Raw genomic sequence first — 13,516 nt, 5'->3', positions numbered from 1 at the left:
TGGCATGGACTTTGAACTGAGCGACGAGCAGCGCGAGTTCCAGCAGGCGGCGCGCGCGTTTGCCGAAGGCGAACTGGCGCCGCACGCGGCGCATTGGGATGCGGAATCGATTTTCCCGGTGGAAACCATCGCCAAGGCGGGCGAGATGGGCTTTTGCGGCCTGTACACGCCGCAGCGCTGGGGCGGCCTGGGCCTGTCCCGCCAGGATGCGGCCATCGTCTTCGAGGAGCTGGCCGGCGGCTGCACCTCGACCACGGCCTACATCACGATCCACAACATGGCCACCTGGATGCTGTCGCGCTGGGGGCAGGAAGCCCTGTGCGACGAGTGGGTGCCGGCCCTGGCGGCCGGCCAGAAGCTGGCCAGCTATTGCCTGACGGAACCGCAATCAGGCTCCGACGCGGCCTCCCTGCGCACCAAGGCAGTGAAAGAGGGCGATTTTTATGTGCTCGACGGCACGAAGGCCTTCATTTCCGGCGCGGGCCAGACGGATATGCTGATCGTCATGGCGCGCACGGGCGGCGAGGGCGCGGCCGGCATTTCCGCGTTTGCCGTGCCGGCGAATTTGCCCGGCATCGTGTATGGCAAGAAGGAAGAAAAGATGGGCTGGAACAGCCAGCCCACGCGCATCATCAGCTTCGACCAGGTGAAAGTGCCTGTTGGCAACTTGCTGGGCGCGGAAGGCGAAGGCTTTGCCATTGCCATGAAGGGCATCGATGGCGGACGCATCAATATCGCCGTGTGCTCGGTGGGCACGGCGCAGGCGGCCCTGACGCGGGCGCAGGCGTACATGAAGGAGCGCACGCAGTTCGGCCGCGAGCTGGCGCAATTCCAGGCCCTGCAATTCAAGCTGGCCGACATGCTGACGGAACTGGTGGCGGCGCGCCAGATGGTGCGCCTGGCGGCCTGGAAACTCGACCAGGAAAGCCCGGACGCCACGGCATATTGCGCCATGGCAAAACGCTTCGCCACGGATGTGGGTTTCAATGTGGCCAACGATGCGCTGCAATTACATGGCGGCTATGGCTACATCCGCGAGTATCCGCTCGAGCGCCACGTGCGCGACACGCGGGTGCACCAGATCCTGGAAGGGACGAATGAAATCATGCGCCTGATCGTCGCGCGAGCGATTTTGAAAGATGGCGCCACGGAGACCTTACGATGACCAAAGTGTATACCAATCTGCTGCTGGAACGCCGTGGCCATACGGCCCTGGTAACCCTCGACAACCCGCCCGCCCACACGTGGACCCTGGCCAGCCTGAACGCGCTGACGCAGCTGGTGGCCGACCTGAATCTTGATCCGGACGTGTATGCGCTCGTGATCACGGGCGGCGGCGCCAAGTTCTTCTCGGCCGGCGCCGATTTAAAGGTGTTTGCCGACGGCGACAAGGATATGGCGTTCGCCATGGCCGCCGCGTTTGGCGAGGCGTTCGAGGCGCTGTCAGCGTTTCGCGGCGTCAGCATTGCCGCCATCAATGGCTACGCCATGGGCGGCGGCCTGGAATGCGCGCTGGCGTGCGACATCCGCATTGCCGAGGAACACGCGCAGATGGCCTTGCCGGAAGCGTCCGTCGGCTTGCTGCCGTGCGCGGGCGGCACGCAGCATTTGCCATGGCTGGTGGGCGAAGGCTGGGCCAAGCGCATGATTTTGTGCGGCGAGCGGGTCGACGCGGCCAAGGCCCTGGCCATCGGCCTCGTGGAGGAAGTCGTGCCAACCGGCAAGGCTGCCGCCACGGCGCTGGCCCTGGCCGCCAAGGTGGCCCGCCAAAGCCCCAGCAGCGTGACGGCGTGCAAGACCCTGATCCAGGGCGCGCGCAGCCATCCGCTCGTCGCTTCCCTGCCCGATGAACGCACCCTGTTCCTCGGCCTGTTCGATACGCAAGACCAGAAAGAAGGCGTGCAAGCGTTCCTGGAAAAACGTCCGGCGGAGTGGAAGAATGGCTGAAAATACTGTGGCTGAAACCTTGGTTGAGACCGTCAAGATAGAGGAACGCGACTGTCCCGGCGGCATGAAGCTGGGCGTCATCACCCTCGATGCGCCAAAATCCTTGCACGCGCTGACCCTGGACATGATACGCGCCATCGATGGCGCCCTCGTGCGCTGGGCCGGTGACGACGCCATCGCCTGCGTGGTGCTGCAATCGTCGACCGACAAGGCCTTCTGCGCGGGCGGCGACGTGCGCAGCCTGCGTTCGGCCGTCGTCGAGCAAGCGGGTGTCGTGCCGAATCCGCAGGCGCTGGCCTTCTTTGCCGAGGAATACCGGCTCGACCACCGCATCCACACGTATGCGAAACCGCTGCTGGTGTGGGGCGGCGGCATCGTCATGGGCGGCGGCCTGGGCCTGATGGCGGGCGCCAGCCACCGCGTCGTGACGGAAGGCACGCGCATCGCCATGCCGGAAATCACGATTGGCTTGTTCCCGGACGTGGGCGGCAGCTGGTTCCTGGGCCGCATGCCGGGTCGCAGCGGCCTGTTCCTGGGGCTGACGGGGGCACCGCTGAACGCGGCTGACGCCTTGTTTGCGGGCCTGGGCGACTATTTCCTGCGCCAGGAAGAGCGGAACATGGTGCTCGACGCGCTGGCGCTGACGCAATGGCAAGCCAGCCCGCAGGCGAACAGCGAGCAGCTGGACCGCCTGCTGCGCGGCTTTTCGGCTCCTGCGTCCTTGCTGCCCGTGTCCGAAGTGCGCGCCAACTTCGACGCCATCGCCGCGCTGACGCAAGCGCCCACCTTGCCCGAAGTGGTGGCCGCCATCGCCGCGTATGACGGCGATTCGGCCTGGCTGCGAAAGGCGGCCCACTCGCTGCACAAGGGCGCGCCCAGTTCCGCCGCCCTGGTCTGGGCCATGCGCGAACGCACGCGTCACATGAGTTTGGCGCAAGTGTTCCAGCTGGAATTGATCGTTGCCGTGCAGTGCTGCGCCCATGCGGACTTCAGCGAAGGCGTGCGCGCCTTGCTGATCGACAAGGACAACGCGCCGCAGTGGCAGCCAGCCAGCCTGGCCGACGTCGGCGACGCGTATCTCAATGGGTATTTCACGGCGCCGTGGGATAGCCATCCTTTGCGCGACCTACATTAAAAGAACAACAGGAGACTTCAAAAATGCAACATATCGCTTTCATCGGCTTGGGCAACATGGGCGCGCCGATGGCCCGCAATCTGGTGGCCGCCGGCTTCCACGTATCCGTATTCGACCTGACGCCGGCGGCAGTGGCGTCGCTCGTCGAGGCGGGCGCCACGGCGGCCGCGTCCGCCAGCGCGGCCGTGCAGACGGCCGACGCCGTCATCACCATGTTGCCAGCCAACAAGCATGTGCAGGAGCTGTACCTGGCGGCGGGCGGCGTACTGGACTCGGCCAAGCCCGGCGCCCTGTTCATCGATTGCAGCACCATCGCCGCCGATGTGGCGCGGCAGGTGGCACAGGCGGCCAGCGAACGGGGCTTTACCATGATCGATGCGCCCGTCTCGGGCGGCACGGCGGGCGCGGCAGCCGGCACCCTGACCTTTATCGTCGGCGGCAGCGAAGCGGCCTTGCAGCAGGCACGTCCCCTGCTGGAAAAGATGGGCAAGAACATCTTTCATGCGGGCGAGGCGGGCGCGGGCCAGGTGGCGAAGATTTGTAACAACATGCTGCTGGGCATCTTGATGGCCGGGACGGCCGAAGCGCTGAACCTGGGCGTGGCGCATGGCCTGGACCCGAAAGTGTTGTCCGACATCATGGCCAAGAGTTCGGGCCGCAACTGGACCCTGGAAGTGTACAACCCGTGGCCCGGCGTCATGGACGGTACGCCCGCGTCGCGCAATTACACGGGCGGCTTTGGCACGGCGCTGATGCTGAAAGACCTGGGACTGGCGCAGCAATCGGCCCTGTCGGCGAACGCGCCCACGCCCTTGGGCGGCCTGGTGCGTCAGATGTACCAGATGCATGCGCAAGCCGGTTATGCGCAGCAGGATTTCTCCAGCATCGTGCAGATGTTGCAGCCGGGCTTGAATAAACCCGCGTGAGAAATTCTGGGCAAAAAAAAGCCCGCTGGTAAAAGCGGGCTAAATCCAATTCTTGGAAGAGTTGGAGGAGACAGATGCATTATGCTGCATCGCCACATATAACTCCAATTTATCTTTGGAATATCAATTATAGATTTCCGTGATATCTCTTCCCGGTAGCCGCCTGGCGGCTACCGTTGCCGCAACTCAGACGGGTTTGCAGGCGATCTTCAGCGCCGTTACATTCCCTTCGCCCATGGTGCCTTTTTCAGTACCTGGCGCCAGCTCGCACTGCAGACCCTTCGGCTGAGCGGAGACGCTGATGGCATAGGTTTCGCCATAGGCGACAAAGCCGCCTATGGTAAAGGTCGTGGCATCCTTGAGCAGCGGTGTTAGTGTACTACCGTTAATCAGTACCAGGCCATCCACGGTCAGGCCGGAAATCGTGCCGCCCACGGTATATCTGTTTTGCGAGCAAGTAACAGCGGCGCTGATATTGATGTAATGACCAGCCGAGCCGGAACCGCCGCTGATGCCGCAAGTCATGTGGGCCGGTTGTTGCTTGACGGTGATGTCATACGCGGTGCCGTAGTCGATGCGCTTGGCAAAGGTGAAGTTTGTTTTCCCCGCAGGAACCGGCAGGGGGTCGCCGCCATTGGCCAGGATCAATCCTTCATTGTTCAAGCCTGAGATCGTGCCGCTGACCTCATACGAGGCCTTGCCGCCGCAAGCGGCCAGTCCCAGGGTCAGCAGCAGCGCGGCGAGTGGGCGCAAGCAGGATAACTTCATGTAATTCTCCAAAAAATAGGTGACGGATCGCAAGGATTACTGCGGCGTGCAGTCAAGTGTGGCCGCGGTCGTGGCGGCAGAGCCCATCGTGCCGACCGTATCGCTGGCGTCGGCACTCTTTGAACCCTGGAAGCGGCACGTCAGGCCCGTTGGCTGAGCCAGTATGGAAATACCGTACGGGGCGCCGTCAGCTACCGATTCGAATGTGTAGGCGGTGGCGCCAGCCGACAGGGTGATGCCGGTGGAGCCCATCACCAGGCGCAAGTTGCCGGCGGTCAGGCCCGTGATCGTGCCTGTCAGCGGGTAGGTGTTGGTCTTGCAGCTCACCACGGCCGTGGTCACGGAGTAGCTCGATGCCTTGCCAACGCCATTGATGATGGTGCAAACGGCGCCCTTGGGCTGTTCCGCGATGGTGATATTGTAGCGATCATCGGTCTTCACCAGCTTGGTGAAGGCAACGTTGGTCTGGCCCGCAGTAACCGGCAAGCGTTCGCCGTCATTCTGGAGAATCAGGCCATCCTTGGCCAGGTCGCTGACTGAGACTTGCAGATACAGGTTGCCGCCGCTGCCGCCGCAGGCTGCCAGTGTGACGGCGCAAGCCGCCGCCAGCATCGAGCGCAGGTACAAATTTTTCATACATTCTCCAAAACGAATTAGGTTGGGTAGCGCAACGCGGACGCTGGCGCCGCATTGGAATGGCGCCTATTTTAGTCTATCTGGCAAGCTCGATGACCTTGCCTTGTATCACCCTGTAACAATTTTTCGCCAGGAAGCGCTGGCCCGGCCCCATTTCACGGGGGCGCAGCCATGCCGGCGGCGGCGATCGGTGCGACAATAGGCGCACCCTGCGCACCGTGACGCAGCATCCCATTGTGAGTCCCATGTCTCTTGCCCCCGTAAAACCCGCCGTGCCGCCCAAGGCCATCCTGTTCGACCTCGACGATACCTTGTGGCCCATCGCGCCCGTGATTGCCGCCGCGGAAACCCTGCTGCACGATTGGCTGGCCACGCATGCGCCCAAGGTGGCGCAGCAGTTTTCCATCGAGGTGCTGCGCCAGCACCGCCTGGCCATGCTCAATGAACAACCGCATTTCCATGGCAACCTGATCGAGTTGCGCCGCGCGGGCTTGCTGGCCGCCTTCGAGGCTGCCGGCGAGGATCCCGCCCTGGTCGACGGCGCTATCCTGCAATTCCTGGCCGCGCGCAACCGCGTCCAGCCCTATGACGACGTCTTGCCGGGCCTGGCCTGGATGCGCCAGCGCATGCTGGTCGGTTCGATCTCGAATGGCAATGCGGACCTTGACATTATCGGCCTGGCGCAGCATTTCAAGGTATCGATCGCCGCCAGCGCTTTTGGCGTGGCCAAGCCCGACGCCAGCATCTTCCTGGCAGCTTGCGCCGCGCTGGACGTCGCGCCCCATGAAGCCGTGTATGTGGGCGACGACCTGTATTTCGACGTGACGGGAGCGCAGGGGGCGGGCATGCGCGCCGTCTGGATGAACCGCAAGGGCAGCGATGCGCACCTGGCCGCCGGCGTGCAGCCCGACGCCATCTGCGCCAACTTTGATGAATTGTTGCTGTGGCTGCAAGGGCAACTGGAAGATTGATCGCCGCAGGCCGGGCGAACGTGCATAATAGGCGCTGTTGATGCACGTTCGGCCGCTTTCGTTGCCGCTTGCTTAACAAAATACTTGCCTAAATAAAACACCATGCAACTCGATACACGTGCCCAAACACTGCTGAAAGCCCTGGTCGAGCGATATATCGCCGACGGCCTGCCGGTCGGTTCGCGCGCCTTGTCGAAAATTTCCGGCCTGGACCTGTCGCCGGCCACGATCCGCAACATCATGGCCGACCTGGAAGAGCTCGGTTATGTGTCCAGTCCGCATACCTCGGCCGGACGCATCCCCACGCCGCGCGGCTACCGCATCTTTGTCGACACCTTGCTGACCGTGCGGCACCTGGACGAGCACCTGGTGGAATCGCGCATGCGCCTGCAGACGCCGCAACCGCAAAAAACCATCGCCAACGCGGCGCAGATGCTGTCGTCGCTGTCGCAGTTTGCCGGCGTCGTGCTCAGTCCGCGCCGCGAATCCGTGTTCCAGCAAATCGAATTCCTGCGTCTGTCGGAAAAACGCATCCTGCTCGTCATCGTCGCCCCAGGCGGCGACGTGCAGAACCGTTTATTGCTGACGGAGGCCGACTATACGCCGGCGCAACTGGTGCAATCGGCCAATTACATCAACCAGAATTATGGCGGCCTGTCCTTCGACGCCGTGCGCGTGCGCCTGCAGGGCGAATTGCGCCAGTTGCGCGACGATATGGGCAGTTTGATGCAGGCGGCCGTGGAAGCGGGCAGCGAAGCGATGGCCGACCATAGCGACGACATGGTGATTTCCGGCGAGCGCAACTTGCTCAGCGTGAGCGATCTGTCGTCGAACATGCATTCGCTGCGCCAGATGTTCGACATGTTCGAGCAAAAAACGGGCTTGATGCAGTTGCTCGACGTGTCGAGCAAGGCGACGGGCGTGCAGATTTTTATCGGCGGCGAATCGAACCTGGTGCCGATGGATGAGATGAGCGTGGTGACGGCGCCGTATGAAGTCAACGGCAAGATCGTGGGAACGTTGGGAGTGATCGGGCCGACGCGCATGGCTTACGAGCGCGTCATCCCGATCGTCGATATCACGGCCAAGCTGCTGTCAAGCGCGCTGAGCCATCATTGATCGTACTGCCTGACGCGCCGGCCGGTCCCTTGCGGAAACGGCCGGCTTGGGTCAGGCGGTTTTGTGCGGGCAAGCCGTCTTGATGCAGTTGCCATAGATGGCCAAAGCGTGTTCGGCGATCTTGAAGCCGCGCTCTTCGGCCACTTTTTGCTGGCGCACTTCGATGTCTTCGTCGAAGAATTCTTCGACCCGGCCACAGTCGAGGCACACCAGATGGTCGTGGTGGGAGCCTTCGTTGAGCTCGAAAATCGCCTTGCCGGTTTCAAAATGGTTGCGATTGAGCAAGCCGGCCTGTTCGAATTGCGTGAGGACGCGGTAGACAGTTGCTAAACCGACATCCATATTGTCGGCCAGCAGAATCTTGTAGACGTCTTCCGCGGTCAGGTGGCGTACCGGGCTACTCTGGAAGATATCGAGTATCTTCAGCCGTGGCAGGGTGGCTTTCAGGCCGCTTGCCTTGAGATCACTAGGATTGTTACTCATGTTTGTTGCTCGTATGTGGGTCAGGTGCTTTATCATATAGCGTTTTGTCGGGGAGTGCCAAAATATGCTTTTTTTTGGCGGGCCGGTCACTCCTGGCGTTTTGTTCATCCAATTGAGGTCATTTATGCGCGTAACACCGGCTGTATTGCCATCTCTCTGGCACCGTATTCCATTTCGAGCACCAGTCTTGGCAGGCATGGTCTGTGTCGCGCTGGCCATGTCCGGCTGCGCCAACCGTGGCATCCTGGGCGAAAAGCCGGCAGCTGCTCAAAAAGAAGGCAAGGAACTGGTTCCCGAACAGGGCGCACAAACGACCACCATTACGCCGCTGCAAAAATTCATGTGGTTTTTCTCGCCCTACCGTCCTGACATTCAACAAGGCAACTTTGTCTCCGAAGAGATGCTGGCCCAGTTGAAAGTGGGCATGACGCGCGATCAGGTGCGTTTCGTCCTCGGCACCTCGCTGCTGACCGATATCTTCCATGCCGACCGCTGGGATTATCCATTCCGCCTGGCACGGGGCAGTGGCGAAACCACCAGCAGCCGCGTGGTCGTGTACTTCGGCAAGGATGGCAAGGTTGAACGTTTCGAAGGCGGTAACTTGCCGACGGAGAAAGAATACATCGACCGCATCGCCGGTCCGTCGCCGTTCGCCAAGGTCGCCAAGGCCGACGCGCCAGCCGCCGCCGTGCCGTCGCCCGTGGCGCCGAGCGCCGTGCCTGTGCCGGCCGATGCCGCCCCTGCCATTCCTGTGAGCAAGCCGGAAGTGACGCCTGCCGCCGAGCCTGCACCTGCACCTGCTGCCGAACCCACCAAATAAGTTGCTGTAAGAGAATAAAATGACTGAACTGAAAATTGCCATCGCTGGCGCCAGCGGCCGCATGGGCCATATCCTGATCGAAGCGGTCAGCAATGCGCCCGACGCCGTGCTGGCCGGCGCGCTCGACCGTGCCGGTTCGCCGTCGATCGGACAGGATGCGGCCGCCTTCCTCGGCAAGCCGGCCGGCGTGCTGACGGAGTCCGACCTGGCGAAGGGCCTGGCGAACGCCGACTTCCTGATCGATTTCACGCGCCCTGAAGGCACTTTGCAGCACCTGGCATATTGCGCCGAGCACGGCATCAAGATGATCATCGGCACCACCGGTTTCGATGACGCTGGCAAGGCCGCCATTGCCGCCGCCGCCGAAAAGACGGCCATCATGTTCGCGCCGAACATGAGCGTGGGCGTGAATGTCACCATGAAACTGCTGGAACTGGCTGCGAAAAGCCTGTCCGAAGGCTACGACATTGAAATTATCGAAGCCCATCACCGCTTCAAGGTCGATGCGCCATCGGGCACGGCCCTGCAAATGGGTGAAGTGGTGGCCGGCGCTCTGGGACGCGACTTGAAGGAATGCGCCGTGTACGGCCGCGAAGGCGTGACGGGCGAACGCGACCCGTCGACCATCGGCTTTGCCACCATCCGCGGCGGCGATATCGTGGGCGACCATACGGTGTTGTTTGCCGGCATCGGCGAGCGCATCGAGATCAGCCACAAGTCGAGCAGCCGCGTCACCTACGCCCACGGCGCCCTGCGCGCCGCGCGTTTCCTGGCCGACAAGCCCACCGGCCTGTTCGACATGCAGGATGTGCTGTCGCTGAAGAACTGAGGAAGACCATGGCCACTGCCATCCTGAATGGAAAAGACATCACCGACGCAGCGAGCTTTCACGCGCAATGCGTGCAAGCCTTCGGTTTCCCCGAGTTTTACGGCAACAGCATGGATGCCTGGGTCGATTGCCTCAGCTACCTGCGCGACGACGAAAACATGACGCAGTTCCGTTTGAAACCGAACGAAGTGCTGGACATCGTGGTGCAGGACGCCGAAAGCATGAAGGCGCAAGTGCCTGATTTACTGGAAGAAATCACGTTTTGTATCGCCGGCATCAACGAGCGCTATGAAGATTACGGTGAAAAGCCGGCGCTGAAACTGGTGCTGAAATAAGGCTGAATCAATAAAAAACGCCGGACAGTGTTGCCACTGCCCGGCGTTTTTCTTTAGACGACCTTGCGTTCGCGCAAGCCGTCGATCTGGCCGCCATCGAGGCCCAGCCACTGCTGCAGCACCTCCTGGGTATGCTGTCCCAGCAATGGCGGCGGCAAGCGGTACTGCACCGGCGAGCCCGACAGGCGCACGGGATTGGCCACCAGCGCCACCGTGCCCGCCGTCGGGTGCGGCATCTCCACTTTCAAGCCACGCGCCACCACTTGCGGGTCGGCAAAGACCTGGTCGATGCGGTTGACGGGGCCGCACGGCACGGCTTGCGCCTCGAAGGCGCTGATCCACTCGGCCGTCGTGCGCATGACCGTGGCCTGGCGCATCAGCGGAATCAGGATCGCCCGGTGCACCACGCGCTGCGGATTGGTGGCGAAACGTTCGTCCTGCGCCCATTCCGGATGGCCGGCGACGGCGCAAAAGCGCGAAAACTGCCCATCGTTGCCGATCGCCAGAATCATGTCGCCATCGGCCGTGGGAAAGTCTTGATATGGAACAATGTTCGGATGCGCATTGCCCATGCGCTGGGGCACCTTGCCGCCGCACAGGTAATTGGCGGCCTGGTTGCCCAGCGCGGCCACTTGCACGTCGAGCAAGGCCAGGTCGATATGCTGGCCCAGGCCCGAGCGTTCCCGTTCTGCCAGCGCCGCCTGCACGGCGATGGTGGCGTACAAGCCCGTCAGGATGTCCGTCTGCGCCACACCCACTTTTTGCGGCCCGGCGCCCGGCTGGCCATCGGGCACGCCCGTGATGCTCATCAAGCCGCCCATGCCCTGGATCAAAAAGTCATAGCCGGCGCGCGCCGCGTACGGCCCATCCTGGCCGAAGCCGGTAATCGAGCAGTAGACGAGGCGCGGGTTGAGTTCCAGCAAGCTGGCCGCGTCCAAGCCGTATTGCTTCAAGCCACCCAGTTTGAAATTTTCCAGAAGCACGTCCGCCTCGGCCGCCAGCCGGCGCACCAGGGCTTGCCCTTCCGGGGCGGCCAGGTCGATGCACAGGGAGCGCTTGTTGCGGTTGGCGCATTGGAAATAGGCGGCCTCGGCGGTGTCGCGGCCATCCTCGTCTTTCAGATACGGCGGTCCCCAGGAGCGCGTGTCGTCGCCGCGGCCTGGTTGTTCAACCTTGACCACGTCGGCGCCCAGGTCGGCCAGCATTTGTCCGGCCCACGGCCCGGCCAGCACGCGCGACAGGTCCAGCACGCGCAAGCCGGTCAGCGGCGCGGGCCGCAAGGTGGAAGCCAAGGCGTCCATTAGTTGAACGCGGCGATGCCGGTGATGGCGCGGCCGATGATCAGCGCGTGCACATCGTGCGTGCCTTCGTAGGTGTTGACCACTTCCAGGTTGACCAGGTGGCGGATGACGCCGAACTCGTCGGAAATGCCGTTGCCACCCATCATGTCGCGCGCCACGCGGGCAATGTCCAGCGCCTTGCCGCAGCTGTTGCGTTTCATGATGGACGTGATTTCCACGGCGGGCGAGCCTTCATCCTTCATGCGACCGAGGCGCAAGCAGCCTTGCAAGCCCATGGTGATTTCCGTCAACATGTCGGCCAGTTTCTTTTGCACCAGTTGATTTGCAGCAAGAGGGCGGCCGAATTGCTGGCGGTCCATCGTGTACTGGCGTGCCTTCAGGTAGCAGTCTTCGGCCGCGCCCAGTGCGCCCCAGGCGATGCCGTAGCGGGCGCTGTTCAAGCAAGTGAACGGGCCTTTCAAGCCGCGCACGTCCGGGAAGGCGTTTTCTTCCGGGCAAAATACTTCATCCATGACGATTTCGCCCGTGATGCTGGTGCGCAAGCCCACCTTGCCGTGGATTTCCGGCGCCGACAGGCCTTTCCAGCCTTTTTCCAGCACGAAGCCGCGGATCGCGCCTTCATCGTCCTTGGCCCAGACGACGAACACGTCGGCAATCGGGCTGTTGGTGATCCACATCTTGGCGCCGGAGAGACTATAGCCGCCCGGCACCTTGCGCGCGCGCGTGACCATGCTGCCAGGGTCGGAGCCGTGATTCGGTTCCGTCAGGCCGAAGCAGCCGATGTATTCGCCCGTCGCCAGTTTCGGCAGGTATTTCTGTTTGGTTTCTTCGTTGCCGAAAGCGTTGATCGGCACCATCACCAGCGACGATTGCACGCTCATCATCGAGCGGTAGCCGGAGTCAACGCGCTCGACTTCGCGCGCCGCCAGGCCGTAGCAGACGTAGTTCAGGCCGGCACCGCCGTATTCCTCGGGAATGGTCGTGCCCAGCAAGCCCAGTTCGCCCATTTCGCGGAAGATGGCAGCGTCCGTGCGGCCATGGCGGAACGATTCAAGCACGCGCGGCACCAGGCTGCCCTGGCAATAGTCGCGGGCCGCTTCCAGCACGGCGCGTTCGTCGCCCGTCAGTTGTTCTTCCAGCAGCAGGGGGGAATTCCAGTCGAATACGGTTTTGCTCATCACAGGCCTCGCAGGTGAGCGCCGGTGATCGGCGCAAGATTGAATATGACTCATGGTAGGTTTTTGCCTAGCCTTGCGCAAACGATTTTTTCGCACCCAGACATGCGTGTTGCGCATATCTTGCGGCATACTGGCGTTCTTTTACCGGCTGGATATTCCCATGTCACGCAAAATCCCCATGCTGCAAGCGCTGAACTGCTTCGAGGCGGCCGCGCGGCACCAGAGCTACACGCACGCGGCGCGCGAACTGTCGCTGACGCAAAGCGCGGTGTCGCGTCAGATTTCATCCCTAGAAACTTTTCTTGGCGTGCAACTTTTCCAGCGCATGCGCCACGGCGTGCTGCTGACCAGCGCCGGCGCCGCGTATGCGCGGCAGATCGCTGCCCGCCTCGATGGCCTGGAGCGCGACACGCTCGACACCATGGCGCGCCAGGGCGGCGGCGGCGCCTTGCAGCTCGCTTCCGTGCCCACGTTTGCCACGCGCTGGCTGATGCCGCGGCTGTCTTCGCTGGCGGACTTGCATCCGGACATCGTCGTGCATATCGATGCGTATACAAAACCGTTTATGTTTGCCGATACGGAATACGATGGCGCCCTGTACGCGGGCACGCCCGAGCAACTGGCGCGCTGGCCCGGCACGCGCGCCACCTTGCTCATGCACGAAGAAATCGTGCCCGTCGCCAGCCCCCGCCTGCTGGCGGCGCGCAGCGACTGGCAGCCGCAGGATTTATTGGAATTAACTTTGTTGCAACAAAGTACGCGCCCGGGCGCCTGGCGCCAGTGGTTTGACGCCATGCAGGTCGAGGGCGAGGGGCGCGACGGGGCGCACTACGGCGCCCGCTATGAACTGTTTTCCATGCTGGCCATGGCGGCCGTGCAAGGGCAGGGCGTGGTCTTGCTGCCACGCATGCTGGTCGAAGCGGAACTGGCGCGCGGCGAATTGCAGATCGCATGCGAGCGCCCACTGCGCGGCCAGCGCGCGTATTACCTGATCACGCCCGAAACGGCACATGAAAAGACGGCCTTGCAGCAGTTCCGGCTATGGCTGCAGGGCGAAGCCGCCTGAGG

The 13,516-nt window shown here is 62.7% G+C and carries 15 protein-coding genes; 10 read left to right on the top strand and 5 right to left on the bottom strand.

Features of this window, described 5'->3' with window-relative positions; all coding sequences use genetic code 11:
- Nucleotides 1–4 precede the first annotated feature (4 nt).
- From O3298_RS07535 to mmsB, 4 genes are read left to right on the top strand one after another with little or no spacing between them, the layout of a single operon-like run.
- The gene (locus tag O3298_RS07535) at nt 5–1,165 is read left to right on the top strand and encodes an acyl-CoA dehydrogenase family protein (protein WP_251351301.1); all 1,161 of its coding nucleotides are present in this window, start codon (nt 5–7) and stop codon (nt 1,163–1,165) included.
- A complete protein-coding gene (locus O3298_RS07530; RefSeq protein ID WP_305058908.1) occupies nt 1,162–1,947 on the top strand; it encodes an enoyl-CoA hydratase in 786 nt (261 codons plus the stop codon). The genes O3298_RS07535 and O3298_RS07530 overlap by 4 nt, the downstream gene beginning before the upstream one ends.
- Nucleotides 1,940–3,082, top strand: a complete 1,143-nt coding sequence (locus tag O3298_RS07525; protein ID WP_305058907.1) for an enoyl-CoA hydratase/isomerase family protein — start codon at nt 1,940–1,942, stop codon at nt 3,080–3,082. Before O3298_RS07530 ends, O3298_RS07525 begins: the two co-directional genes overlap by 8 nt.
- Before the next feature lie 23 nt (nt 3,083–3,105).
- A complete protein-coding gene (mmsB, locus tag O3298_RS07520; RefSeq protein ID WP_289907309.1) occupies nt 3,106–4,008 on the top strand; it encodes a 3-hydroxyisobutyrate dehydrogenase in 903 nt (300 codons plus the stop codon).
- Nucleotides 4,009–4,194: 186 nt separating this feature from the next.
- Here mmsB and O3298_RS07515 read toward each other — a convergent pair whose 3' ends face one another.
- Nucleotides 4,195–4,776, bottom strand: coding sequence for a hypothetical protein (locus tag O3298_RS07515; protein ID WP_305058906.1), 582 nt, complete (start codon nt 4,774–4,776; stop codon nt 4,195–4,197).
- Between the two features lie 36 nt (nt 4,777–4,812).
- On the bottom strand, nt 4,813–5,412 hold the full coding sequence (locus O3298_RS07510) for a hypothetical protein (protein WP_289917725.1): 600 nt from the start codon (nt 5,410–5,412) through the stop codon (nt 4,813–4,815).
- A gap of 245 nt (nt 5,413–5,657) precedes the next feature.
- On the opposite strand from O3298_RS07510, the gene O3298_RS07505 reads away from it, so the two are divergent.
- Both O3298_RS07505 and hrcA read left to right on the top strand, forming a co-directional pair.
- Entirely contained in the window at nt 5,658–6,383 is a 726-nt protein-coding gene (locus O3298_RS07505) for an HAD family hydrolase (protein ID WP_305058905.1), read from the top strand.
- A 102-nt stretch (nt 6,384–6,485) separates the two neighbouring features.
- Complete coding sequence (gene hrcA / locus O3298_RS07500) at nt 6,486–7,502, top strand: heat-inducible transcriptional repressor HrcA (RefSeq protein WP_034745713.1); 1,017 nt, start codon at nt 6,486–6,488, stop codon at nt 7,500–7,502.
- Between the two features lie 51 nt (nt 7,503–7,553).
- On the opposite strand, the gene fur is transcribed toward hrcA, so the two are convergent.
- Nucleotides 7,554–7,985: a ferric iron uptake transcriptional regulator gene (gene fur / locus O3298_RS07495; protein WP_034778781.1), complete on the bottom strand. Its 432-nt coding sequence runs from the start codon at nt 7,983–7,985 to the stop codon at nt 7,554–7,556.
- A gap of 196 nt (nt 7,986–8,181) precedes the next feature.
- Here fur and O3298_RS07490 point away from each other — a divergent pair, with 196 nt between their 5' ends.
- The 3 genes from O3298_RS07490 to O3298_RS07480 are packed head-to-tail and all read left to right on the top strand — an operon-like array spanning nt 8,182 to nt 9,969.
- Nucleotides 8,182–8,805 (top strand): outer membrane protein assembly factor BamE, encoded by a 624-nt coding sequence (locus tag O3298_RS07490; protein WP_305058904.1) that lies wholly within the window; start codon nt 8,182–8,184, stop codon nt 8,803–8,805.
- A gap of 19 nt (nt 8,806–8,824) precedes the next feature.
- Complete coding sequence (dapB, locus tag O3298_RS07485; RefSeq protein ID WP_077408775.1) at nt 8,825–9,634, top strand: 4-hydroxy-tetrahydrodipicolinate reductase; 810 nt, start codon at nt 8,825–8,827, stop codon at nt 9,632–9,634.
- A gap of 8 nt (nt 9,635–9,642) precedes the next feature.
- Complete coding sequence (locus tag O3298_RS07480; protein WP_099666271.1) at nt 9,643–9,969, top strand: barstar family protein; 327 nt, start codon at nt 9,643–9,645, stop codon at nt 9,967–9,969.
- Between the two features lie 53 nt (nt 9,970–10,022).
- Here the strand turns inward: O3298_RS07480 and O3298_RS07475 are convergent, their stop codons facing one another.
- Entirely contained in the window at nt 10,023–11,270 is a 1,248-nt protein-coding gene (locus O3298_RS07475) for a CaiB/BaiF CoA-transferase family protein (RefSeq protein WP_305058903.1), read from the bottom strand.
- Complete coding sequence (locus O3298_RS07470; protein WP_034745726.1) at nt 11,270–12,448, bottom strand: acyl-CoA dehydrogenase; 1,179 nt, start codon at nt 12,446–12,448, stop codon at nt 11,270–11,272. The genes O3298_RS07475 and O3298_RS07470 overlap by 1 nt, the downstream gene beginning before the upstream one ends.
- A 160-nt stretch (nt 12,449–12,608) precedes the next feature.
- Here O3298_RS07470 and O3298_RS07465 point away from each other — a divergent pair, with 160 nt between their 5' ends.
- The gene (locus O3298_RS07465) at nt 12,609–13,514 is read left to right on the top strand and encodes a LysR substrate-binding domain-containing protein (RefSeq protein ID WP_305058902.1); all 906 of its coding nucleotides are present in this window, start codon (nt 12,609–12,611) and stop codon (nt 13,512–13,514) included.
- Nucleotides 13,515–13,516: the final 2 nt, after the last annotated feature.

Source organism: Janthinobacterium sp. SUN137 (genome assembly GCF_030587265.1).
GTDB lineage: Bacteria > Pseudomonadota > Gammaproteobacteria > Burkholderiales > Burkholderiaceae_D > Janthinobacterium > Janthinobacterium kumbetense.
This window is presented reverse-complemented; position numbering and strand designations above follow the sequence as displayed.